Raw genomic sequence first — 22,453 nt, forward strand, 5'->3', positions numbered from 1 at the left:
CCCCGATTCCCGGACCGACAGATTCGAGCCTCAGTCGGCCTGAAGAACCAACTTGGGGCCCGGGTCTGCGGACATCGGAACACTGTCGCGCTGCAACAGCCAGCTGGCGATGTTGTGGAACAGCGGTGCGGCCGATTGCCCTCCCGAGCCGTCGGCACTGCGGGACGGCGCGTCCAGCATGATCCCGATCACGTAGCGAGGATCGTCGGCCGGAGCGATACCCGCGAACGTGATCCAGTACTTCGAGTTCGAGTAGCACTTGCACTCGGGATCGACCTGCTGGGCCGTGCCGGTCTTACCACTGATCTGGTAGCCCTCGACACCCGCGGCGACTCCGGTACCGCGCTGATTTCCAGTGTCGTCCTGGGTGACCGACCGGAACATGTTGCGGACCGTCTTCGCCGTATCGGAACTGACCACGTACACCCCGTCGGGTCGCGGCGTCTCGGATCGTTCGCCGTTGGCGTCCACCGTTGCCGCGACGATCCGAGGCGGGATGCGCACACCGTCGTTGGCGATCGCCTGGTACATCCCGGTCATCTGCAGGAGCGTCATCGACAGACCCTGCCCGATCGGCAGGTTGGCGAAGGTACCGCCCGACCACTGATCGCGGCTGGGCACGCTGCCTGCGCTCTCGTTGGGGAGGCCGACGTCGCTGCGCTGGCCCAGGCCGAACTTGTTCAGCATGTCGGCATACCGATCCTCGCCGACACGTTGAGCCAGCATCAGAGTCCCCACGTTGGAGGACTTACCGAACACTCCGGTGGAGGTGTACGGCGCAACTCCGTGTTCCCAGGCGTCCCGGACCGAGACACCGGACATGAAGATGTTGCCCGGTACCTGCAGCACCTCGTCGGGTGTGGTGAGCCCGTACTCGATAGCGGCTGCAGCAGTGATGATCTTGTTGACCGAACCGGGCTCGAACGGCGTCGTGACGGGCAGATTGCCCATCTCCTTGGTCCGTTCGTTGTTTCCGACGCCGATTCCGGGGTTGAACGTGTTGTCGTTCGACATGGCCAGCACTTCGCCGGTGTGCGAATCCTGAACGTAGGCAGACGCATTCTTGGCCCCGGACAGATCTTTCGCCAGCTGCACTTGCTGCTGTACGTAGTACTGCAGGTCCGCGTCGATGGTCAGTTCCACGTTCGAGCCGTTGACCGCGGGCTGCTTGTCGCGCCAGCTGCCGGGAATGACGGCCCCGTCGGAGCCGCGATCGTAGGTCTGCGATCCGTCGGTACCGGCGAGCGTGGCGTCGAGCGAATCCTCGAGCCCGAGCAGGCCGTGTCCGTCCCACCCGGTGGCCCCGACGATGTTCGCGGCGAGCGAGCCACCCGGGTACTCGCGGATGTCCTGACGTTCGAGCCCGACCTGCTTGAATTCCTTGCTGATGTTCGACGCCACGGTGGCGTCCACACCCCGTGCCAGATAGGTGAATTCGTCGTTGCTCTTCAGTTTCGCGAGCAGATCCTTCTTGCTGACGACGTCACCGAGATCGCTGTGGATCCGCTCGGCGATGTCGTCGAGGTACTTGTCGGTTTCCGGCTTCGTCGGATCCTTCGCGCGTGCCTCGTCGAGTTCTCTACGAACCCGGACCGGCTGGAACGTCAGCGCTTTCGCTTCCATGGTGAAAGCGATCGGGTTTCCGTTGCGATCGAGGATCGAGCCGCGCATCGCCGGATCGACGAGGGTGGTGGTGCGCTGCGAGGCGGACTCGGCCGACAGTGTCGGCGCATCGAATCCTTGTATCCAGAGCAACTGTGCCGCGACGACCGCCAAGGCCACGTACATCAAGATGCGGCCCGTACCGTGCCGAAAACGAAATGTGGACGAGTCCAAACGCTTTCGTCCCGGCCGCGCTCGATCTGCGGGCCGGGGACGTGACGCAGGCGACGGCCTGGTCACTGCTCGTCACCGGAGGATTCGCCGGGGGCGGGAGCCGAGGGGGTGCTCATGGGAACCAATTGTTCAGCAAGCGCGGCAGTTCCGGCACCATTGGGCGCACTCGGCGTGGCGGCACGGGTGTCACCTGTGCCCGTCGGCCTGGTGGGCTGCGACGCACTTCTCGGAGTCTGCGACTGCGCCGACTGTTGTGCGGGATTCTGTGTCGACGCACTCGGAACCGAGCCCTCCCCCGAGCCGGTGGCGGGAGGCGGATCGAGGGGTGCAACCGGCGCACCGTCGGCGGGAGCGGGCGTGCCGACGACCTGCACACCGCCCTCGGGGGCTACGACGAGGCGGGCGGGGTTCTTGGCGGGGACCATTCCGATCGCGGCGGCTTTGCGCGCGAGCTCGGGCGCAGATTCCGCGAGCTCGACGTCACGCTGCAAGGAGGCACGCTGTTGTGCGAGCTCGGCGTTGACGGCCTTGGCGGCACTGAGGTCGTAGGAGTCGCCCGCCGAGCGCGTCGTCAACAACAACGTCAAGCCGAGCCCGAGGGCAAGCAGACCGATGACCAGGGCTACGAACGGGATTCGAGCCGCAATGGCGCTGCCGTTGAGCGTCGGGCGAAGTGAGGCCGCTGAACCGCGAGCAGAATCCGACGTATGTATCGAGGCACGCTGCTGCCTGCGCTCGTAGGCGCGCAATGCGGCTCCGGACCGACCACCGCGGCCGGCCCGCTCGGGTCGAGTAGCCGGAACCCGATTGCGTTGTGTTCCAACAGTTGTGCCTGGAACCGTCATTCCGCTCTCCTTGCAATCCGTTCGGCGGCGCGCAACCTCACCGGGGCCGAGCGTGGGTTGACTTCGATTTCCTCGTCCGAGGCGCGTTCCGCACCTCTGGTCAACAGCCGAAATTCCGGACCCATCCCGGGAAGTTCGACCGGCAATCCCTCGGGACTTCGAGACTTGATCCGAGGGGCCAACTCCTGCTTGACAACTCGATCTTCGAGCGACTGATACGACATGAAGACGACGCGGCCGCCGACGGCCAAGGCGTCGAGTCCGGCCGGCACCGCGGCTTTGAGCGAATCGAGCTCCCCGTTGACCTCGATACGCAGCGCCTGGAAAGTTCGCTTTGCCGGATGCCCACCGGTGCGGCGAGTCGCGGCCGGTATTGCGGCATACAGCAATTCGACCAACGGGCCGCTCGTCGTGAACGGCGTGTGCTCACGTCGCCGCAGAATTGCGGACGCGATCTTGCCTGCGAACCGCTCTTCTCCGTAGGTGCTGAGCACGCGAGCGATATCGCCGTGCGAGTACGTATTGAGCACGTCGGCTGCCGTGATGCCCTGCGTCGGATTCATCCGCATGTCCAGCGGTGCATCGACGGAATACGCGAAGCCGCGGTCCGACTCGTCCAGCTGCATCGACGACACTCCGAGGTCGAACAGGATGGCGTGAACGGAATAGGTCGCGGGAAGTCCGGCCTCGTCGAGGGCGGCGGCAATGCCCTCGTATGTGGTGTGCACCAGAGTCGTTCGATCCGAGAAAGCGGCCAGTCTGGCACCCGCCTTGTCGAGCGCGTCAGGATCGCGATCGAGTCCGATGAGGTGCAGACCGGGATACTTCCGTAGAAAGTGTTCGGCGTGACCGCCGAGTCCGAGCGTGGCGTCGATCATGACCCGAGTCGTGTCGGGGTCGTCCGCCGATTCCACTGCGGGCCCGAGAAGCTCGTCGGCACGCTCGAGTCGAACGGGGACGTGGATCGGGCCGCCGGAGCGACGGTGAGTGCGGTCGGCGGACGCGTCGTTCTCGTCCGGCCCGGCTCCCTCCGTCATGGTCCCTCCCGGTTGCGTATACGTACTTCTCGCCCGGGTCCGGGCCCTGCGGGTCGTCCATTGCGGCCGGTGCGAATGCTTCGAGGTCCCTGTCCGATAGGGAACCTGGCGTTGGGGAAGAACGTCAGGGTCCTGATCTGCGAAACCTGGCGTTGGGGAAGAACGTCAGGGTTCTGATCGGGCAGAGGCCTCGCTGCACTCGCAGCCGGCCTCGGTGGTCTACAAGATCCCTCCGAGGGATTCGTCGAACGCGTCGGAGAAATCCTGCTCGTTCTCGGCGGAGTAGCGGGCCCAGGCTTCGTCGTTCCAGATCTCGATGAAGTCCATCGATCCGATCACCACGCAGTTGCGTTCGAGTCCCGCATACCGACGGTGCTCGGGACTGATGGTGATACGGCCCTGTCCGTCCGGCCGCTGTTCGTCGGTTCCCGAAAAGAACTGGCGCACATAGGCACGGGCTTTGGGGTTGGCACGAGAGGCCGCCGTCAACTTTCGAGAACGCTCTGCGAAGTCTGCCGCGGTGTAGACAGCAAGGCTGAAATCCTGCCCCTTGCTCACCATGACACCTCCCGCAAGCGCGTCCCGAAACTTGGCCGGCAACGTGAGTCGACCCTTGTCGTCGAGCTTCGGCGTGTAGGTACCGAGAAACACTCGCCACCTCCAGCCTCGACTCTCCGCTGCGGACCACTTTACCCCACTCTCCCCCACTTCGAACCATTCACAGCCCGAAAACTTTGTGGACAACCACATATCCGCAGCTCAGACGCAAGAAGATTGCCCGTTCAGGTTGCCGCGTTCGACGTCGGCCCTGATCTGGCCGACGCAATCCCCCGGGGCGCGCGGCGTCGCGAGCAGGCACTTTGTGCGACAACCCGCCTGACAAGCGCAGCTGGACCCTGAAAGTGGGGACTGGGTGGGGTGAAGTGGGGACAATGGCGGCTGTGGGGGGAAGTGGGGAGTTCGCCCCGGAACCACCACCCGGGAACCACCGCACGGGAACGATCGCCCCGCGTCGTCGCTGGGGCGCACTTGATCGAGCACGCCGCGCGACAGGGGCTACGGAATGCTCGCCGTATCGAAGAGCCGTGGAACGACAGCAGCACCTCACCCGAGGGTGAGGTGCTGCTGTCGAATCGGTGAAGTTGTGGTGGGTGACCGTCAGGCCCAGGAAGATCCGGACGGCGGAGTCATATCACTCCTGATCGAACCGCTTACGAAAACGGTCTTCCATTCGAGAGGTGAAGCTGCCGCCCTTGCGGCCACCACTCGATTTCGGCTGAGCACTACGACCTTGCGTGCCGGCTCGGTCGCTTGCGCTACCTTCTTCGCCGGTCGCGGCAGCTCCCTTCTTGGAGCCGCCGAACAAGAACAGTGCCCCGGCACCGAACATGAAGAGAAAGCCGATGAGGCTGACGACGAGAAAACCCAGACTGTTCGTCGACAGTGCTACACCGGCGACGAGCAACACGAGTCCCACGACGAACAACGCGGCAGCCTGAAAACGCCTCTTGCTCGACGCCGCGCGAACGCGACCGCCCCTCACATGGGACGCGAATTTGGGATCCTCGGCGTAGAGAGCGCTCTCGATTTGATCGAGCATGCGCTGCTCGTGCTCGGAGAGTGGCACGGTACCTCCCCCTGCACAGATAATGAGAGTCGTTTCGGTTCAGAAGCGACGGGAAGCTGACCTTGGCGGCTACCTACTGACGATGATACGAGCTGAATCGGCCGCTTACCACCTACTCGCACTATGTGTTCCTGAGAAACGACCAAGTTTTCGAGACGGACGTCTCGGAAACACTTGTCGAACACCGTGTGACGTGGCCGTTCACGTCCGTTCGAACTCGAGGAATCGACGCGGCGGGCTATGCGGACAGCGGTGCCGCCATCGGATCGACGGGCTGGAACCTCGACTGACCGCCCAACCGGTCCTCGACCGCGTTCAGAAAACGACTGACGTGTCGATAGAAGTCGTCGGCGTCGACGTCTCCGACAGCGGACGAGGCACCCGCCTCGACTGCCGCGCGGGTTGCGGAGAAGGACGAGAAGTACTCGGACCAGATCGCCAGATCCGGCGCAGCCTTCGCCATCAGAACCCAGGCGTTGCGTGAACGTGGCCGCGAGCCGATCGAATTGGGCAGCGATGCCAGGACTGCGGCAGCACCCTTGAGTGCGGCGATGTAGCTTCCGAGGAAGCGGTCCCCCGCATCGCGCTCACCGATGGATTCGGACAGCAACGCATCGGCTCGACCGAGCAGGACCTGCGCCTGACGCGACACCGGCGACCGCACGCCGACATCGAATGTCTTCGTCATCGTCATACTCGAACACCTCCAGTTCGAATCTCCGGGCGCGCTACCGACACGCCTGGAACCGTGATGAAGCCTTACAGTCGAACTCCGGGAGAATCCGCCTCGTTCGTCGAGGTGATCCACCGGCGCGCTCGGCCCCGATCATCGAACACCCGTTCGACACATTCAATATAGCTGTGCCCACCGACAAGTTGCCGAAGAAAGGGTGAGAACCGTCGTCACCGATGCGCAGACAACCCCCTACGTGGTCGATCTGACGCCCCAGGAATTCCGTCGGCGCTTGTTCGAAGCTCTGGCGATCTACGTCGAGGCCATGGGATATCCCCGCGGAACCGAGCACAGCCGCGCACCGATGTGGACTGAGCATCTGCACCGGCCGGGCTGGCGAGCGGTGGGAGCCATGGTGCCCAATCCCGACAAGACGCAGCCGGACACGCTGGTCGCCGTTGCGTACGGGTATCACGGCGCGCACCATCAGTGGTGGCATCAGCAGGTCCGCGACGGATTGCGCCGCGCCGGACACTCGACACAGCACGTCGACGCCACCCTCGGCGACTACTTCGAATTGACCGAATTGCACGTACTACCGAGCGCGCAAGGACACGGACTCGGCGGGCGTCTCTGTCGCAAGCTGCTCGACGGTGTCCGAGCGCACTCTGTGATGTTGTCCACACCCGAGGTCGCGCAGGAGGACAACCGCGCCTGGCGGTTGTATCGACGGCTCGGCTTCGAGGACGTACTGCGGCACTTCACGTTCGCCGGCGACCGGCGCCCCTTCGCGGTGCTGGGCCGCCGGTTGCCGCTCGACGGGCCCGTAGCCTGAAGGTGTGATCGATGCTGTGGTGGTGGGCTCCGGCCACAATGCCCTGACTTCTGCCTGCTACCTGACCGATGCCGGAATGTCGGTGGAGATCGTCGAACGCGACACCGTCGCGGGCGGTGCGGTGTCGACGGTGGAGCGCTTCCCCGGCCATCGAGTCGACCGCGGCTCCTCCGCGCACATCATGATCAGGCACACCGGGATCGTCGAAGAGCTCGGACTCGAAGAATTCGGGCTGCGCTACATCGACTGCGATCCGTGGGCATTCGCCCCGGGCGACGTCGACACCGCCGAACGCGCCATCGTCTTCCATCGCAGCCTCGATAGAACGTGCGAGTCCATCGCTGCCGCCTGCGGGCCCGCTGACGCGCGCGCCTACCGTTCCTTCGTCTCGGTGTGGGGCCCGCGCAGCGAACGCACCATGCGCGCATTCGGTGGGCCGCCCACCGGGTCCAAACTGCTCCGATCCTTCTGGGGACTCGGTGCGCCCGACGGCGGCAGCTCGCTCTCGCGCGAGTTTCTCGCCACCGGCGATTCCCTGCTGGACGAAATGTTCACGAGTGAGCGACTCAAGGCTGCGCTGGCATGGTTCGGAGCGCAGTCCGGCCCGCCGATGTCCGAGCCCGGCACCGCCCCGATGGTCGGCTTCGCGGCTCTGATGCACACGCTCCCACCGGGCCGCGCCGTCGGCGGTAGCGGCGCACTGACCGAGGCGATGATCGCCCGGCTGCACCGGGACGGGGCAGCGCTGACGCTCGGCGATGCCGCCGTATCGCTGACGCGTCGCGCGCACGGCTGGACGACGAGGACCGCGTCGGGACGGGAGATCGACAGCACGATCGTCGTGGCCGGATGTCACATCCTGACCACGCTCGACCTGCTGGCGGAGGGCGGACACGACGCGGCGCAGCTGGCCCGATGGCGCTCCACCATTCGGGTGGGTCCGGGGATCGGTACCGCGGTTCGGTTGGCCACCGACGCGCTGCCGCAGTACCCGAGCGCCGACTGCATCGAGGACGGTACCCACGGTCTCGCGCTGCTCGTCCGCGACCGCGCGCAATTGCGGTTGGCTCACGGGCACGCCCTCGCCGGGGAGCTGCCGCCGACACCCGCAGTTCTCGGCATGTCGTTCAGCGCCCTCGATCCGACGATCGCGCCGCCGGGTCAGCATCAGATCTCCCTGTGGTCGCAGTGGCATCCGCACACTCTCGCCGATGGCCGCCGGTGGCGCTCGAACGTACCGGGGCAACGTTCTTTGGCCGAGGTCGAGGGTGATCGAATCGTCGCCGAGCTCGATCGCTACGCCCCTGGATTCGCCGCGTCGGTCCTCGATCGGTACGTACAGTCGCCGCCGGACATCGAGCAGGAACTCGGAATGATCGGAGGCAACATCATGCACCTGGACATGTCACTGGACCAGATGATGATGTGGCGTCCTCATCCCCAACTGGCCGGCCACCGCGTTCCCGGAGCAGACGGTCTCTATCTCACCGGCGCGTCGACTCACCCGGGAGGCGGCGTCACAGCGGCCAGCGGCCGTTCGGCGGCGAGAATCGCACTCGCGGACGCACGCGCGGGGCGTCGTCGCGCATTCTTCAGCAGGAGACGAGCATGAAGATTGCCCCGACGGTCTTCGCGATCGGTGCCGTCGCCGCCCAGATCTGCTATCCGCTCGTATCGGGTTCGACGCGGGACGCGGTGACCATCGCGGTGGTCGCGCTACTCGCGCTGGCGTCGATCGCGCACGCCGTGCTGTACCGCGGAAAGCTGTGGGCGGCGGCTCTCGTGATCCTGACTGCAGGAACGGGATTCGTGTCCGAACTCGTCGGCACAGCCACCGGGTTTCCCTTCGGCGAGTACTTCTACGCGCAGAATCGACTCGGCCCCAGCCTGTTCGAGGTCCCCGTGGTGGTTCCACTCGCCTGGACGGCGGGGTTCTATCCGATCTGGTGCGCGGTCACGTTCATCGTCGGCCATCTCAGCGCGACACGGCTCCGAGCGTCTGCATTCCGAATCGCCGCGGTCGCAGTCGGGATGGTGGGCTGGGACCTGTATCTCGATCCTCAGATGGTCACCGACGGCCAGTGGACCTGGACGTCCGGTGCCGTCGGACTGCCGGGTGTGTCGTCGATCCCGTTGACCAACTACGCGGGTTGGCTGTTGGTGGCGACATTGATGGCCGCAGTCATGGAAGCGGTGAACCGCGTGGTGGCCCCGCGCGCGTCCGACGACGTCGTTCCCATCGGGCTGTTCCTGTGGACGTGGCTGGGTTCGGCGCTCGCGCACGCGGTGTTCCTCGACGGACCCGAACTACGATTCTCGGCCGTCTACGGATTCGTCGTCATGGGTAGTGTCGGAATCCCGTTGCTGTGGATCGCACGTCGTCGCGGATCTCTACGTAGCCGACACGCACCGATGGCAACCCCTGCCGACTGACACCGACGCGACGCCCTGGCACGATGTCGCTGTGCAGTCGACATCACGAACATCCGCTCGAACCCGCCGACGCCGAGTTCTCTCGGTGCTCGCCCTGACGCTGCTGGTCGCGCCGATGCTGGCCGGCTGCTTGCGGGTCCAGGTCACGATGGGTGTGTCGGCCAACGACCGGGTGGCGGGTCAGATCGTCGCGGCGACGGTCCCCACCTCCGACACCGACACCGGCCCCGAACTCGTGGTGCCCTCCTCGATCGAGGACAAGGTCCGCGTCGAGCCGTACAACCAGGACGGGTACGTCGGGTCGCAGGCCATCTTCGACGACCTCTCGTTCGGTGATGTTCAGACACTCGGTTCGATCTTCCAGAACGCGGCCGGATCGTTTCAGCTGACCCTGCAGCGTTCGGGCGACACCGTGACGCTCGCCGGTAACGCCGACCTGTCGTCGGTACCGGTGCAGGGGTCCGACGTGCAGTTCACGATTGCGTTTCCCGCCCGTATCGGGACCACCAACGGCACTCGCGAAAGCGACAACTCGATCTCGTGGAAGCTGCCGGCAGGCGAAGTCACCTCGGTGCGTGCCGAGGTCAACTACCCGGACCCCAACACTCGTAGCTTCGCCGGCTGGGCGGGCATCGTGGGCGGCGTGACCGTCGGAGTGGCCGCTATCGTCGGTGCCATGGCCTGGGTGTCGCGGAACCCACCGTTGGGCAACCGTCGTAAGCGCGCTGCCGAGACGGGCGAGTCGAACGACCGAACGTCGGTGTGATCGCCCCCATCTCGTCCCGCACGACAGATCTCGCCGAATGACGGTCCTGACCCGGGCGACTCGGGCGACTGCCGTTCTCGCCTCCACCTCCGCTGCCGTCGCGGTGTTCAATGCGCTGTTCGTGCCGGGTTTGCGTCGACCGAGCCGTGACGTCACCGAACGGGTCGCAGTGTGCATCCCCGCGCGCAACGAAGTCGACACGCTGCCTGCGTTGATCGGCGATCTCACGCGTCAACGATTCTGCACCGACCTGCAGGTCGTCGTCCTCGACGACGATTCGACCGACGGAACGGCAGCCGCTGCCGTCACCGCGGCGAACGGCGATCCGCGATTCCGCGTCGTGACCTCCCACGCGTCGCCGCCGCCCGGATGGACGGGTAAAGCCGCCGCGTGCGCCGAACTGGCCGACTCGGTCGACGTGGATACGACGATCGTCATGTTCGTCGACGCGGATGTCCGGCTCGAACCCGAGGCCGTCGCCGCCGCGGCGAGGAGGTTGCGCCGCCGCGGCGACGCTCTGATGTGCCCCTGGCCCGAGCAGGTGGCGGGTGGTCTCGCCGAACGCCTCGTTCAACCGCTGCTCGCGTGGTCGTGGATGTCGACGCTGCCCGTGCCGGTCGGCAATGCGACGCTGCTGCCGTCGATGGCCGTCGCCTGTGGGCAGTTCATGGCGTTCGATGCCGCCGCGTATCGCGTCGTCGGCGGCCACAGCTGCGTCGCGTCGAGTGCCACCGAGGATCTGGACATCGCGCGTGTCCTGCGTCGACGCGGGTTCTCGACGTCGGTTGCCTCCGGTGCCGGGTTCGTACGGTGCCGGATGTACCGCTCGGCCGCCGATGTTCGGGCGGGTTACAGCCGGTGGCTGTGGAACGAGTTCGGTGGGCCCGTCGGTTCGGCCACGGCTGCCCTTACGCTGAGTACGGTCTACCTGTTGCCGCCGGTCGCGGCAGTCTTCGGTTCCGGTTCGACGCGGCGACTGGGTGTCGTCGGTTACCTCGCCGGGACCATCTCGCGCGTGGCATCTCGTCGGCGCGAGTCGGGACCCCGATTCGGCGCTCGCGACGTCGTCGACGCCGCGGTGCACCCGCTGTCGATTCTCGCCTTCGTGGGGCTCGTTGCGGAATCCCACGTGCGACGACGCCGCGGCGCGCTGAGCTGGAAGTCGCGTCCGATGCCGACGTCGTAACGCCGATCGCAAGTCAGACGCGCGCGGCTGCCAGCCCCAGGTTGCTCAGGACCTCACGTGTCGCGCGCGCGAAATTCAACGTGATGAAGTGCAGCCCGGGCGCACCTTCCGCGATGAGCCGCTCGCCGATGTTCGTGGCGAGCTCGATACCCACCTCTCGAACCGCGGCCTTGTCTTCCTCGGCTCCGGATCCTGCTGCGCGAGTGAACTTCTCGTCCAGATGCGACGGCAATGTCGTGCCCGAGAGCTCGAGCATCCGGCGCACCGAACGCAGCGAGGTGATGGGCATGATCTCGGGGATGATCGGCTTGGCACCCTGCTCGGGGTCGTATGCGCTGACGCGATCACGCAGCCGCAGGTAGTCGTCCACGTCGAAGAACATCTGCGTGATCGAATACTCCGCTCCCGCACGCAGCTTCCCGACGAGGCACCTGGTGTCCTGCTCGAGATCGTCGGCGCGGTGATGGCCTTCCGGGAACGACGCCACTCCGACGTGAAAGTCGCCCAGTTCGCGGACCATACGCACCAGCTCTTCCGCGTACTCGACTCCCTCGGGATGCTTCTCCCACTCGCCGAGTGGATCTCCCGGGGGGTCACCGCGAAGAACGAGGATGTTGGTGATGCCGCGGTCGGCGTACGACCCGACCATCGAGCGCAACTCGGCGACACTGTGCGACACGGCAGTGAGATGCGCCACTGGCAGCAGTGTCGTCTCCTCGGCGATCTGACCGGTGACGCGCACCGTTCGATCGCGGGTGGAACCACCTGCGCCGTACGTCATCGACACGAACGCGGGCTGGAGTTGCTCGAACTCTCGCACTGCTTGCCACAACCTGGCCTCGGCAGCCTCGTCGCGCGGGGGCGAGAACTCCACCGAGAACGGGATCCTCGCTTCGGGTTCGGTCCGCAATCGGTCGACGATCGACGGCGTCCTCGTCACGAATCCTCGGCTCGACCGCCCCCTGACGGAATCTTCGCTCACCCGAAGATCATAGGTTGCGCTGCGCCGCCGGCCCGCTGGGCATCCCCCGACGGCGTAGTTCACTGCTCGTCGGTGCCGGGTTCGGGTGCCTATTACTGTGGGACTGTAACGCGTCTTTCCCACGAAGACCTTGGAGGATCGTCCTGTCCGGAGACCTGTCCGCGCCCACCAACTCTGTGTCCGTGAATGCGACGTCGCTACGGGATTCCGTCGATGCGAAGCTCGCGGAGTTCTTCGCCTCGCGTCGTGCGGTCGTCGACAGCGTCGGCGGTGGCTACCCGGCCGCAGTGGCCGACCTCGAGGCGTTCGTACTACGCGGCGGCAAGCGCATGCGCCCAGCCTTCGCGTGGACCGCGTGGCTCGGCGCGGGCGGTGAGCCCACCGGGGACCGCGCCGACGCAGTACTGCGTGCGTGCTCGGCACTCGAGTTGATCCAGGCCTGCGCATTGATCCACGACGACATCATCGACTCGTCCCGCACCCGCCGAGGCTTTCCGACCGTGCATGTCGGCTTCGCTCAGCGACATCGCGATGCGGGGTGGTCGGGCTCGGCAGATCACTTCGGTGTCTCCGCTGCCGTTCTCGTCGGCGACCTGGCGCTGTGCTGGGCCGACGACATGCTGCGCGAGTCGCGTATCGACACGGACGCGGCGCGGCGGGCGCAGCCCGTGTGGTCCGCGATGCGTACCGAGGTGCTCGGCGGTCAACTCCTCGACATCGAGGCCGAAGCCGGGACGGACGAGAGCGTCGCGGCAGCCATGCGCGTCAACCGGTACAAGACCGCCGCCTACACAGTCGAACGCCCGCTGCACCTCGGGGCCGTTCTTGCCGGGGCCGGCGAACCGCTGACTGCGGCGTACCGCAGCTTCGGTGCCGACATCGGCATTGCCTTCCAGCTGCGCGACGACCTGCTCGGCGTGTTCGGCGACCCGGAGATCACCGGCAAGCCGTCGGGTGACGACATCACCGAGGGCAAGCGCACGGTGCTCATCGCCGTGGCCTTGCAACAAGCGGACGCGAGCCGTCCCGATCACGCGGCGAAGATTCGAGCCAGTCTCGGTACCGAGCTCAGCGAGAGCGAGGTCGCCGACATCCGATCGATACTCACCGAACTGGGCGCCGTCGACGCCGTCGAACGACAGATCGACGAACTGGGCACCCGGGCCGTTGCCGCGCTGGACGACAGTTCCATCGATCCGATCGCCGCCGAACACCTTCGTGCCATGGCCACCGCCGCCATCCAACGGCAGTACTGAAAGAGAGCGTCATGTCTACGATCCGAACCGTTCCCGGCCGCACCGACTCGGTCGTCGTCGTGGGAGCTGGATTGGCCGGCCTGGCCGCGGGGCTCCACCTACTGGGCGCAGGCAAGAAGGTCACGATCGTCGAGCGCGACGACACCGTGGGCGGCCGCGTGGGGGTGTATCCGGTGACCGACTCCGACGGAACGCATCTCTACGACATCGACAACGGTGCGAGCGTACTCACGATGCCGAACCTGGTGCTCGAAGCGTTGGCCGCCGTGGGTGCCGACTTCGAGTCCACGACGCCGCCGATCCGGCTGACGTCCCTGTCGCCGTCATACCACACGCGGTACGCCGACGGCACGTCCATCGACGTCTACTCGGACCCGGCGGCAATGGCCGCCGAGGTCGAGCGGACCTGCGGTACGGCCGAGGCGCAGGGCTACCGCGATCTCCGGCGCTGGCTCGCCGACATCTTCGATGCCGAATTCGACCGCTTCATCGACTCGAACTTCGATTCGCCGCTGGACCTCGTGGGATCCAAGGCCGCGATCACCGATACCGCAACGCTGACGAAGCTGGGCGGCTTCGGTCGCCTCGGGCCACGGGTCGATCGTTTCCTGAAGGACACCCGTCTGCGCCGAGTGTTCACGTTCCAGGCCCTCTACGCCGGCATGGCACCGCAGAAGGCGCTGGCCGTCTACGGTGCGATCGCACACATGGACACCTCCCTCGGGGTGTTCTTCCCCGAGGGAGGCATGGCGGCTATCGGGCGGGCCATGGCCGACGCGTTCGTGACGGCGGGCGGCACGCTCGAACTGGGCACCGACATCGTCGACATCACCGTCGACCGCGGCCGTGCCGATGCCGTCCTCACTGCCGATGGACGTCGAATCGCTTGCGACGCATTGATTCTCACCGCCGACTTGCCCGTCGTCGATCGCCTGCTCGATCGCGCCTCGGTGTCGAAGAAAGGCAGGCGCAACGGGTACGGCGTCGTGTCGCCGTCCGCCGTCGTGGCCCACGGAACGGTTCCGGTCGAACTCACGGCGTCGTGGCCTGCGCGGGCGCACCACACCATCGACTTCGGTGACGAATGGGCCGAGACCTTCCGCCGGATCACCGCCCGCTCCGGCAAAGGATCTCTGATGGCCGATCCGTCACTGCTGATCACGCGGCCGTCGGTGAGCGATTCGGGCCTCGAGGTCGTGCGCGACGGGGTCCGCAGCGAGCCGGTCTCGATCCTCGCCCCGTGCCCCAACCTCGACAGCGCTCCCCTCGCCTGGACCGAACTGGCTCAGCCCTACCTCCGAGAGATTCTGGCGACGCTGGAGGGCCGCGGATACACCGGACTCGCCGACGCTTTCGTGCTCGATCACATCGACACACCGCAGACGTGGGCGGACAAAGGCATGTTGTCGGGCTCGCCGTTCTCGTCCGCGCACGTCTTCCGGCAGACCGGGCCTTTCCGGAGAAAGAACATGGTCGCCGGCCTCGACAACGTGGTTCTCGCCGGCTCCGGAACCACTCCCGGTGTGGGCGTGCCGACCGTCTTGGTCTCGGGCAAGCTGGCGGCAGAACGAGTGACAGGGCCGCGAGGGCGGTAGGTTCGTCCGATCGACTGCGTCGACCAACTAAGCTGAGCGCGATCGTTTGCCGGTCGCGATCTTTGCTGCGACCATGATCCTTCGGCCGACAGCGAGAACGCGTCGGCGCGGAGCCACATCTCGACACACACGACTCGCAGCAGAGGAGGAGCAGGCGGCAATGTCTTCGGTTTCGTCGCACTCCACCTCCGAAGGGCGCTCGTCGGACGGGTCTGCACCGGTGCCTGCGCGGCATCCGTCGAGACTGACGACCACCGGAAACTTCCTGCGAAGTCCCGAGGGCAAAGCAGCGATCCTCGGGGTTCTCGGTGCGGTCTGCATCATGTTCGGTGGATTCGGCGCGGGCAGCGTGCGCCGTCGTGACCCTCTGCTCGAAGAGATGCATCTGTCGTGGCTGCGATTCGGCCACGGCTTCGTGCTGTCGACCGTCATCGTCTGGGCCGGTGTGCTGTTGATGATCACCGCCTGGGTCAGGCTCGGCAGAGCCACGCTGCACGGCCGCACCACGGTGGGCGAGCTCCGGTGGATCGTGCCCGCGTGGACGGCACCGCTGCTGCTGTCGGTGCCGATGTTCAGCCGCGACGCTTACTCGTACCTCGCTCAAGGTGCGTTGCTACGGGACGGCTTCGACCCGTATGCCGTTGGGCCCGTCGCCAATCCGGGAATCCTGCTCGACAACGTCAGCAACGTGTGGACCACGACCACTGCCCCGTACGGGCCGCTGTTCCTTCTCCTCGGTCGCGGCATCACGAGCCTGACCGGCGACAATGTGATCGCCGGAACCATGCTGCTTCGCCTGACCATGCTTCCCGGGCTCGCTCTGATGATGTGGGCCGTCCCGCGACTGGCCACCCATCTGGGCGGGCGCGCCACAACGGCGGTGTGGCTCGCCGTGCTCAATCCCCTGGTGCTGATCCACCTCATCGGCGGAGTGCACAACGAGTTGCTCATGGTCGGCCTGATGACCGCGGGCATCGTGCTTGCGCTCGAGCGTCGCCACGTGGCCGGCATCGCGCTGGTGGCGATCGCCGTGGCCATCAAGGCAACTGCCGGTCTCGCTCTGCCGTTCCTCGTGTGGATCTGGATGCTGCACCTCCGCGACAAGGCGCGCGAAGAAGGCCGCACACCGCCTGCACCGATTCTGGCGTTCACGAAGACCGCGGGCATCGGAGCGGCCGTCTTCGTCGCGGTGTTCGCCGTCGCGTCCGTGATCGCCGGAGTCGGCATCGGCTGGCTCACGGCGTTGTCCGGCTCGGCGAAGATCATCAACTGGCTGTCACTGCCGACGATCCTCGCGCATCTGGTGACCGTCAGCACCTCGTGGTTCCTCGATCTGCGTCTCGGACCGGTTCTCGACGTCACCAGGTTGCTGTGCGCGATCGCCTTGGTGGTCATCCTGGCCGGGGCGTGGTGGTTGGGCCGCCGATCCGAGCGGGACGCGGTCAAGGGCATCCTGATCGCTCTTGTCGCCACTGTCGTTCTCTCCCCCGCCGCGCTGCCCTGGTACTACTCGTGGCCGTTGGCGATCGCGGCCGGCTTTGCGTTGTCCCGCCGAACTCTGATGGTTCTCACCGGCCTGTCGACCTGGCTGATGCTGGTGTTCCAACCCGACGGATCCATCGGCCTGTACACGTTCGTGCACGTGGCCCTCGCAGTTTTCGCTGCAGTCGTTGCCGCGCTGGCGCTGACCCGAGTCGACCCGTTGCGTTTGCGATCGGACCGCTCCCGGGAACACCGTGCCGTACCCAACGCCCCCAAGACCGCGCCCGTCTCCACCGAAGACGACGCCACACCGTGAGGTCCCGCGCCATGAGTGCCCGCGTATCGAGAGAACTGACCGACATCGATCCTGCTCTGCACGAGGCGTATCGCATCTGCCGCGAACTGAACGCCCAGCACGGCAAGACCTATTTTCTGGCAACCAGACTGTTGCCCGTCGACAAGCGCGCAGCCGTGCACGCTCTGTACGGTTTCGCTCGGATGGTCGACGACATCGTCGACCTCGAGGGCACCGACATCGCGGTCGGTTCGGACGAACTGAACGCCCGCAGAATCGTCGAACTCGACATCATCGAATCCCGGGTGCGCGACGCCTTGGCCGGAAAACCGCTGTCCGACAGCACATCCGATCAGGTGTTGAGCGCATTGTGCGACACGGTCGCTCGGTACGAGATTCCCCACGATTACTTTTTCGCGTTCATGCATTCGATGCGCATGGACATCCCGGGCAGCGCGATGTTCGTCTCGCGGTACCGAACGATGGAGCAGTTGAACGAGTACATGTACGGATCGGCCGCAGTCATCGGACTGCAGATGTTGCCGATTCTCGGAACGGTGGTTCCGCGAGCCGAGGCGGAGCCGTCGGCTGCGGCGTTGGGCGAGGCGTTTCAGCTGACCAACTTCATCCGCGACATAGGTGAGGACCTCGACCGCGACCGCATCTATCTCCCGACCGACGAACTGGCGGCCTTCGGGGTCGACGAGGATCTGTTGCGGTGGTGCCGGACCACCGGCTCGGTCGATGCCAGAGTCACCCGCGCCCTCGCCCACTCGATCGCCGTCACCCGGTCGATCTACCGGACGTCGGACGCCGGGATCGACATGTTGGATCCGCGAGTGCGTCCGTCCATGCGAACGGCGTCCATTCTGTACGGCCGCATTCTCGACGAGGTCGAAGCGCAGGGCTACCGGGTGCTTTCCCAGCGCGCGACCGTGCCGCAGTGGACTCGCGCACGCGTCGCGCTACCGCAGTTCGCCGTCACCGGCTGGAAGCGCGCCACGGTCCGCTGACGACCGCTGTTCCAGCTGCTAGAAGGCCATTGCCTGAGCGCGTCTGATCACTTCGCGCATCAGGTCACCGTGCAACGCTGCGACCGGGGTACCGGGCAGACTGTCATCCTCGGTGAACAACCACCGCAGAATTTCTTCGTCCTCGTAGCCGCCGTCGTGCAGCACCGCCAGCAGGCCGGGCAGGCCCTTGACGATTTCGCCCTTGGTTGTGTCGAAGAACTGCTCGGGCACGCCGGGGACGCGGGAACGCTTGAGAGCCAACAGCTGACGATCCCGCACGAGCTGCTCGACGCGCGTCTTGGGGACGTCGAGGATCTTGGCGACATCGGCGAACTGCAGCAGAGAAACCGACGGATCGAGCACGTCGTCGGCGTAGGGAATGGCACTCACGCGGGTAACGTTAACGGGTCCGGCGTCCAGACTTCAAAAGTGACGCGGCCCGCCACGGAGACCGAAGACACGAACCACGATCGTCGGTGAGCACCCACGGCGCCGATACCATCGTCGTCAGGCGTCCGGATTTCGAGCGGACACATCGAGGACGACGAGGGGAGGTTCGGTGATACCGGGTTCGATGCTCGATCGTCGATATCGAATAGACGCACCGATCGCACGGGGCGGAATGTCGACGGTCTACCGCGGACTCGACACCAGACTCGATCGACCTGTCGCGGTGAAGATCATGGATCCGAAGTTCGCCGAGGACCCGCAGTTCGTTCAGCGATTCGAGTTCGAGGCACGCGCGGTGGCCAGGCTGAGCCACCCCGGTCTGGTGGCCGTGTACGACCACGGGCGGGACGGCGATCACGCATTCCTGGTCATGGAGCTCGTCGAGGGCGGAACGTTGCGCGAGCTGCTGCGGGAGCGCGGGCCCATGCCGCCGCACGCCGCAGTCGCCGTGGTTCGCCCCGTGCTCGAGGCTCTCGCCGTCGCACACCGCGCCGGTCTGGTGCACCGAGACATCAAACCGGAGAACATCCTGATCAGCGACGACGGAGACGTCAAGATCGCCGACTTCGGGCTGGTCCGAGCCGTCGCCGCCTCCACCGTCACCTCGAGCAGTGTGATTCTGGGCACGGCCGCGTATCTGTCTCCCGAACAGGTCACCACCGGCTCCGCGTCCGCGAGCAGCGACGTCTACGGCGTCGGAATCGTACTGTTCGAGCTGCTCACCGGACGCACCCCGTTCACCGGCGACACATCCCTGTCCATCGCCTACCAGCGCATCGACAACGACGTTCCGCTCCCGTCGACCCTCATCGCAGGCGTGCCACCACAGTTCGACGACGTGGTCCAACACGCCACCGTCCGCGACCCGGAACACCGATACCGCAACGCCGACGACATGGCCCGCGCGCTGCGCACTGCCGCGTCGGCGCTGGCACTTCCCGCGTACCGGGTGCCCGCTCCCCAGCGTTCGGCACAGCACCTGAGCTCCGCGGCTGCGGGCGCACCGACGACAGTCGCCGGCGATCGACAACCGCCCACCCGCACCCAGGTAGTGCAGAGTGCTCCCCCGGTACCGCCGCCCGACGGCGTGCACCACACCCGAGTGGTCACGTCACCGACATCCCGCGAAATCGAGTACGAACCGCAACCGGACGACCCGCAGCCGGCGGCACCCCTGGGCCGGCGACACTACGAATTTCCCGACTTCGCCGCCGATCGCCAACGGTCCCGGCGGGCCATCGTCGTCTGGTTGGTGGTCGTTGCATTGCTGGCGGTGTTGGTCGGTTTCGGCGGCTGGTGGATGGGCTCGGGCCGATACACCGCAGTTCCGATGGTCGACGGTCTCGACACCACCGGTGCCACGAGCGCGATCGAAGCGTCGGGCTTGGAAGCAACGGTTCGGGGAACGTACTCCGACACCGTCTCGACCGATCTGCTCATCGGCACCGACCCCGTCGGTGGTTCCCGAATCGCCAAGGGCGACACCGTGTTCCTGCTCGTCTCACTGGGCAGCCCGATCGTCCCCTCCATCGACTCCGACGCCTCCGTCGAAGACATGCAGCAGCAATTGCGCGACAGAACCTTCACCCCGGTCGACGGCGGCGAGGCATTCAGCACCACCGCACCGATCGGCGGCGTCGCGGCGCTCGATCCCCCGCCGGGAACGGTGTTGAACACCGGTGCCGCAGTCACCGTGCTGCGCAGCAAAGGTGCACCGCCGGTGCAGGTTCCCGACGTCCGCGGACAGAGCGTCGATCAGGCACGGACGACTCTCGAATCGGTCGGCATCACCGTCGACGAGGTCCGCGAGACGTTCGACGAGGACACCGACGGCGGAAAAGCGATCGGCACGAATCCGAAGGCCGGCCAGACCGTCAAGTCCGGCACCACCGCCGTCCTCGACGTGTCGACCGCAGTCACCGTGCCGTCGCTCCTCGGCCGTTCGGTGGGATCCGCACGCACGACTCTGGACTCGCTGGGACTGACGATCGATGTTCGTCAGGTGGTCGACACGGACGGCTCGTTGGTCATCTCCCAGAGCCCCGGAGCCGGTTCACGGGTGGAACCGGACTCCGAGGTCATGGTCGTCTCACTGCCCTGACCCCCGGCTGCCCTCACCCGCCAGGGCGGTGCCGGCGATCAGCCGCGAAGCATCTCGGCGACGAGGAATGCCAGCTCGATGCTCTGCTGAGTGTTCAGTCTCGGGTCGCAGGCAGTTTCGTAGCGCCCGGCGAGGTCGAGATCAGAGATGTCCTGGGCTCCGCCGAGGCATTCGGTGACGTCGTCACCGGTCAGTTCGACGTGGATTCCGCCCGGATGGGTGCCGAGGCCGTTGTGCACCTCGAAGAAGCCCTGCACCTCGTCGACGATGCGGTCGAAATGCCGGGTCTTGTATCCGGTGGACGCCTCGTGCGTGTTGCCGTGCATCGGGTCGCACTGCCAGATCACCTGGTGTCCGGTGGCCTGCACCTTCTCGATGATGGCGGGCAAGATGTCGCGAACCTTGCCGTTGCCCATGCGCGAGATCAGCGTCAGGCGGCCCGGCTTGTTGGTCGGGTCGAGGCGCTCGACGTATTCGACGGCCATCTCGGGGGTCGTGGTGGGTCCGATCTTCAGCCCGATCGGGTTCGAGATCAGTTCGGCGAGCGCGATGTGCGCGCCGTCGAGCTGGCGAGTGCGGTCGCCGATCCACAGGAAGTGAGCCGACAGATCGTAGAGCTTGGGGTGATCGTCGGTGTTGTCGAGCCGCAGCATCGCGCGCTCGTAGTCGAGGACGAGTGCTTCGTGGCTCGCGAAGATCTGGGCGGTGTGCAGATTGGGGTCGGAGACGCCACAGGCATCCATGAACCGCAGGCCGCGGTCGATCTCCCCGGCCAGCGCCTCGTAGCGGGCTCCGGCGGGTGACTGCGCGACGAATTCACGGTTCCAGTCGTGTACCTTGTGCAGGTCGGCCATCCCGGCTCCGGTCAGTGCCCGAACCAGGTTCATGGCCGCACTCGCGTTGGCGTAAGCGCGCACCAGCCGTGACGGATCGTGGCCGCGCACGCTCTCGTCGGCCACCAGCGAGTTGATCATGTCGCCGCGGTAGGACTGCAGGCCGAGCGCATCGATGTTCGACGAGCGAGGCTTGGCGTACTGGCCGGCGATGCGCGCGACCTTGACCACCGGCATGCTCGCCCCGTACGTGAGTACGACGGCCATCTGCAGCAGCGTGCGAATGTTGCCCTTGATGTGCGGTTCGGTGTTGTCGACGAACGTCTCGGCGCAGTCGCCACCCTGAAGCAGAAACGCCTCGCCGCGGGCGACGGCAGCGAGCTTGTCCGACAGCGCCTCGACCTCACCTGCGACGGTGATCGGCGGAACGCTCTCGAGCACCTTGCGCATCTCGCCGGCCTGCTCGGGATCCCACTGCGGCTGCTGCGCAGCCGGCTTGGCCAACGCGTCGTCCAATCGAGTGCGCAGTGTCGGAGACAGCGGCGGCAGGTCGGGCAAGCGATCGATGGGTACGTCGACAGTCCAGTTCACCGCTACAGGATATTCGTACCGCCGTCACCGCAGGACAACGGGTGTTCAACCGCGGTACGAGTACTCCTCGATCGCCTGGAACTTGGCCAGATTGTGGCGCGCGTCGGCCAGGGCATCGTGGGCGTCGTCGGGCACCGCGGGAAGCGCGGGACTGCCGCGATCCTCCCAGTGCTGACGGAGCTCACGGGTGAATCGAGGCAGGGAACGCGGCAATTCGGTCATCGATCCCCACAGCTGGCAGAGCGCCACGTGGTCGTACGCCGCCACCCATGCCCATAATTCGACCTCGGCACCGTAGTGCGGAACGAGGAATTCGAGCAGTTCGTCGCGAATTCGGGATCGGCTCATCCACAACGGCGACGAGTACGGTGGCAGCTTGGGTAAGACGTTGCGCCGGACCCACCGGCCCGCCCGCTCGGGGTCGAACTCGGAGGACACCGCATAGAACTCGCGACCGTCCTCCGACACCACACCGATCGACACCAACTCGATTGTGCGACCATCCTCGATGAACTCTGTGTCGTAGAAGTAGCGCACGCGGCTCACCCTAGCGCGTGCCCCGGCACGTCCCCCACACACCGCAGAACCGAGCCGAACAAGCCCTGAAAGGGAACGTT

Annotated in this window: 20 protein-coding genes; 10 read left to right on the plus strand and 10 right to left on the minus strand. The window is 66.0% G+C overall.

Features of this window, described 5'->3' with window-relative positions; genetic code table 11:
* Positions 1–30: 30 nt before the first annotated feature.
* The 6 genes from AB0P23_RS00705 to AB0P23_RS00730 form a co-directional block, all read right to left on the minus strand.
* The gene (locus AB0P23_RS00705; RefSeq protein ID WP_155289572.1) at positions 31–1,836 is read right to left on the minus strand and encodes a penicillin-binding protein 2; all 1,806 of its coding nucleotides are present in this window, start codon (positions 1,834–1,836) and stop codon (positions 31–33) included.
* A 62-nt stretch (positions 1,837–1,898) separates the two neighbouring features.
* On the minus strand, positions 1,899–2,681 hold the full coding sequence (locus tag AB0P23_RS00710; RefSeq protein WP_228139226.1) for a hypothetical protein: 783 nt from the start codon (positions 2,679–2,681) through the stop codon (positions 1,899–1,901).
* Positions 2,678–3,718 carry a 16S rRNA (cytosine(1402)-N(4))-methyltransferase RsmH gene (rsmH, locus tag AB0P23_RS00715; protein ID WP_032374353.1) on the minus strand — a complete coding sequence of 347 codons (1,041 nt, stop codon included), beginning with the start codon at positions 3,716–3,718 and terminating at the stop codon, positions 2,678–2,680. The genes AB0P23_RS00710 and rsmH overlap by 4 nt, the downstream gene beginning before the upstream one ends.
* Before the next feature lie 219 nt (positions 3,719–3,937).
* Complete coding sequence (mraZ, locus tag AB0P23_RS00720) at positions 3,938–4,369, minus strand: division/cell wall cluster transcriptional repressor MraZ (RefSeq protein WP_027497352.1); 432 nt, start codon at positions 4,367–4,369, stop codon at positions 3,938–3,940.
* A 541-nt stretch (positions 4,370–4,910) separates the two neighbouring features.
* Positions 4,911–5,345 carry a DUF3040 domain-containing protein gene (locus AB0P23_RS00725; protein ID WP_027497353.1) on the minus strand — a complete coding sequence of 145 codons (435 nt, stop codon included), beginning with the start codon at positions 5,343–5,345 and terminating at the stop codon, positions 4,911–4,913.
* 238 nt (positions 5,346–5,583) lie between these two features.
* Positions 5,584–6,039: an SAV_6107 family HEPN domain-containing protein gene (locus AB0P23_RS00730; protein ID WP_027497354.1), complete on the minus strand. Its 456-nt coding sequence runs from the start codon at positions 6,037–6,039 to the stop codon at positions 5,584–5,586.
* A gap of 196 nt (positions 6,040–6,235) precedes the next feature.
* On the opposite strand from AB0P23_RS00730, the gene AB0P23_RS00735 reads away from it, so the two are divergent.
* From AB0P23_RS00735 to AB0P23_RS00755, 5 genes are read left to right on the plus strand one after another with little or no spacing between them, the layout of a single operon-like run.
* Complete coding sequence (locus AB0P23_RS00735) at positions 6,236–6,853, plus strand: GNAT family N-acetyltransferase (RefSeq protein ID WP_222084365.1); 618 nt, start codon at positions 6,236–6,238, stop codon at positions 6,851–6,853.
* 4 nt (positions 6,854–6,857) lie between these two features.
* Positions 6,858–8,465, plus strand: coding sequence for an NAD(P)/FAD-dependent oxidoreductase (locus AB0P23_RS00740; RefSeq protein ID WP_363796577.1), 1,608 nt, complete (start codon positions 6,858–6,860; stop codon positions 8,463–8,465).
* Entirely contained in the window at positions 8,462–9,286 is an 825-nt protein-coding gene (locus AB0P23_RS00745) for a carotenoid biosynthesis protein (RefSeq protein ID WP_363796579.1), read from the plus strand. Before AB0P23_RS00740 ends, AB0P23_RS00745 begins: the two co-directional genes overlap by 4 nt.
* Before the next feature lie 31 nt (positions 9,287–9,317).
* Positions 9,318–10,052, plus strand: coding sequence for a DUF3153 domain-containing protein (locus tag AB0P23_RS00750; RefSeq protein ID WP_045841254.1), 735 nt, complete (start codon positions 9,318–9,320; stop codon positions 10,050–10,052).
* A 37-nt stretch (positions 10,053–10,089) separates the two neighbouring features.
* A complete protein-coding gene (locus AB0P23_RS00755) occupies positions 10,090–11,238 on the plus strand; it encodes a glycosyltransferase family 2 protein (protein WP_363796581.1) in 1,149 nt (382 codons plus the stop codon).
* 13 nt (positions 11,239–11,251) lie between these two features.
* On the opposite strand, the gene metF is transcribed toward AB0P23_RS00755, so the two are convergent.
* Positions 11,252–12,178 carry a methylenetetrahydrofolate reductase [NAD(P)H] gene (metF, locus tag AB0P23_RS00760; RefSeq protein WP_032399971.1) on the minus strand — a complete coding sequence of 309 codons (927 nt, stop codon included), beginning with the start codon at positions 12,176–12,178 and terminating at the stop codon, positions 11,252–11,254.
* A 224-nt stretch (positions 12,179–12,402) separates the two neighbouring features.
* Here metF and AB0P23_RS00765 point away from each other — a divergent pair, with 224 nt between their 5' ends.
* From AB0P23_RS00765 to AB0P23_RS00780, 4 genes are all read left to right on the plus strand, one after another.
* Positions 12,403–13,476 carry a polyprenyl synthetase family protein gene (locus AB0P23_RS00765; RefSeq protein WP_363796583.1) on the plus strand — a complete coding sequence of 358 codons (1,074 nt, stop codon included), beginning with the start codon at positions 12,403–12,405 and terminating at the stop codon, positions 13,474–13,476.
* A gap of 11 nt (positions 13,477–13,487) precedes the next feature.
* Entirely contained in the window at positions 13,488–15,071 is a 1,584-nt protein-coding gene (crtI, locus tag AB0P23_RS00770) for a phytoene desaturase family protein (RefSeq protein WP_196249560.1), read from the plus strand.
* A gap of 160 nt (positions 15,072–15,231) precedes the next feature.
* Positions 15,232–16,869: an alpha-(1->6)-mannopyranosyltransferase A gene (locus AB0P23_RS00775; protein WP_032374357.1), complete on the plus strand. Its 1,638-nt coding sequence runs from the start codon at positions 15,232–15,234 to the stop codon at positions 16,867–16,869.
* An 11-nt stretch (positions 16,870–16,880) separates the two neighbouring features.
* Entirely contained in the window at positions 16,881–17,861 is a 981-nt protein-coding gene (locus tag AB0P23_RS00780; protein ID WP_032374358.1) for a phytoene/squalene synthase family protein, read from the plus strand.
* An 18-nt stretch (positions 17,862–17,879) separates the two neighbouring features.
* Here AB0P23_RS00780 and AB0P23_RS00785 read toward each other — a convergent pair whose 3' ends face one another.
* Positions 17,880–18,251 (minus strand): Rv2175c family DNA-binding protein, encoded by a 372-nt coding sequence (locus AB0P23_RS00785; RefSeq protein WP_032384644.1) that lies wholly within the window; start codon positions 18,249–18,251, stop codon positions 17,880–17,882.
* Between the two features lie 184 nt (positions 18,252–18,435).
* Here AB0P23_RS00785 and pknB point away from each other — a divergent pair, with 184 nt between their 5' ends.
* Positions 18,436–20,412 (plus strand): Stk1 family PASTA domain-containing Ser/Thr kinase, encoded by a 1,977-nt coding sequence (pknB, locus tag AB0P23_RS00790; protein ID WP_206498153.1) that lies wholly within the window; start codon positions 18,436–18,438, stop codon positions 20,410–20,412.
* 38 nt (positions 20,413–20,450) lie between these two features.
* Here pknB and AB0P23_RS00795 read toward each other — a convergent pair whose 3' ends face one another.
* Positions 20,451–21,836: a class II 3-deoxy-7-phosphoheptulonate synthase gene (locus AB0P23_RS00795; RefSeq protein WP_027497364.1), complete on the minus strand. Its 1,386-nt coding sequence runs from the start codon at positions 21,834–21,836 to the stop codon at positions 20,451–20,453.
* Between the two features lie 45 nt (positions 21,837–21,881).
* Entirely contained in the window at positions 21,882–22,373 is a 492-nt protein-coding gene (locus tag AB0P23_RS00800) for a polyadenylate-specific 3'-exoribonuclease AS (RefSeq protein WP_032399970.1), read from the minus strand.
* Between the last annotated feature and the right edge of the window lie 80 nt (positions 22,374–22,453).

The organism is Rhodococcus sp. NPDC077669, from assembly GCF_040686915.1.
Classification (GTDB): Bacteria; Actinomycetota; Actinomycetes; order Mycobacteriales; family Mycobacteriaceae; genus Rhodococcoides; species Rhodococcoides fascians.

Bases quoted from the DNA above. Each gene is read 5' to 3' on its own strand.
- AB0P23_RS00710 (WP_228139226.1), bottom strand. From the start codon at position 2,681: ATGACGGTTCCAGGCACAACTGTTGGAACACAACGCAATCGGGTTCCG.
- rsmH (WP_032374353.1), bottom strand. From the start codon at position 3,718: ATGACGGAGGGAGCCGGGCCGGACGAGAACGACGCGTCCGCCGACCGC.
- AB0P23_RS00730 (WP_027497354.1), bottom strand. From the start codon at position 6,039: ATGACGATGACGAAGACATTCGATGTCGGCGTGCGGTCGCCGGTGTCG.
- AB0P23_RS00745 (WP_363796579.1), top strand. From the start codon at position 8,462: ATGAAGATTGCCCCGACGGTCTTCGCGATCGGTGCCGTCGCCGCCCAG.
- AB0P23_RS00755 (WP_363796581.1), top strand. From the start codon at position 10,090: ATGACGGTCCTGACCCGGGCGACTCGGGCGACTGCCGTTCTCGCCTCC.
- crtI (WP_196249560.1), top strand. From the start codon at position 13,488: ATGTCTACGATCCGAACCGTTCCCGGCCGCACCGACTCGGTCGTCGTC.
- AB0P23_RS00775 (WP_032374357.1), top strand. From the start codon at position 15,232: ATGTCTTCGGTTTCGTCGCACTCCACCTCCGAAGGGCGCTCGTCGGAC.
- AB0P23_RS00780 (WP_032374358.1), top strand. From the start codon at position 16,881: ATGAGTGCCCGCGTATCGAGAGAACTGACCGACATCGATCCTGCTCTG.
- pknB (WP_206498153.1), top strand. From the start codon at position 18,436: ATGCTCGATCGTCGATATCGAATAGACGCACCGATCGCACGGGGCGGA.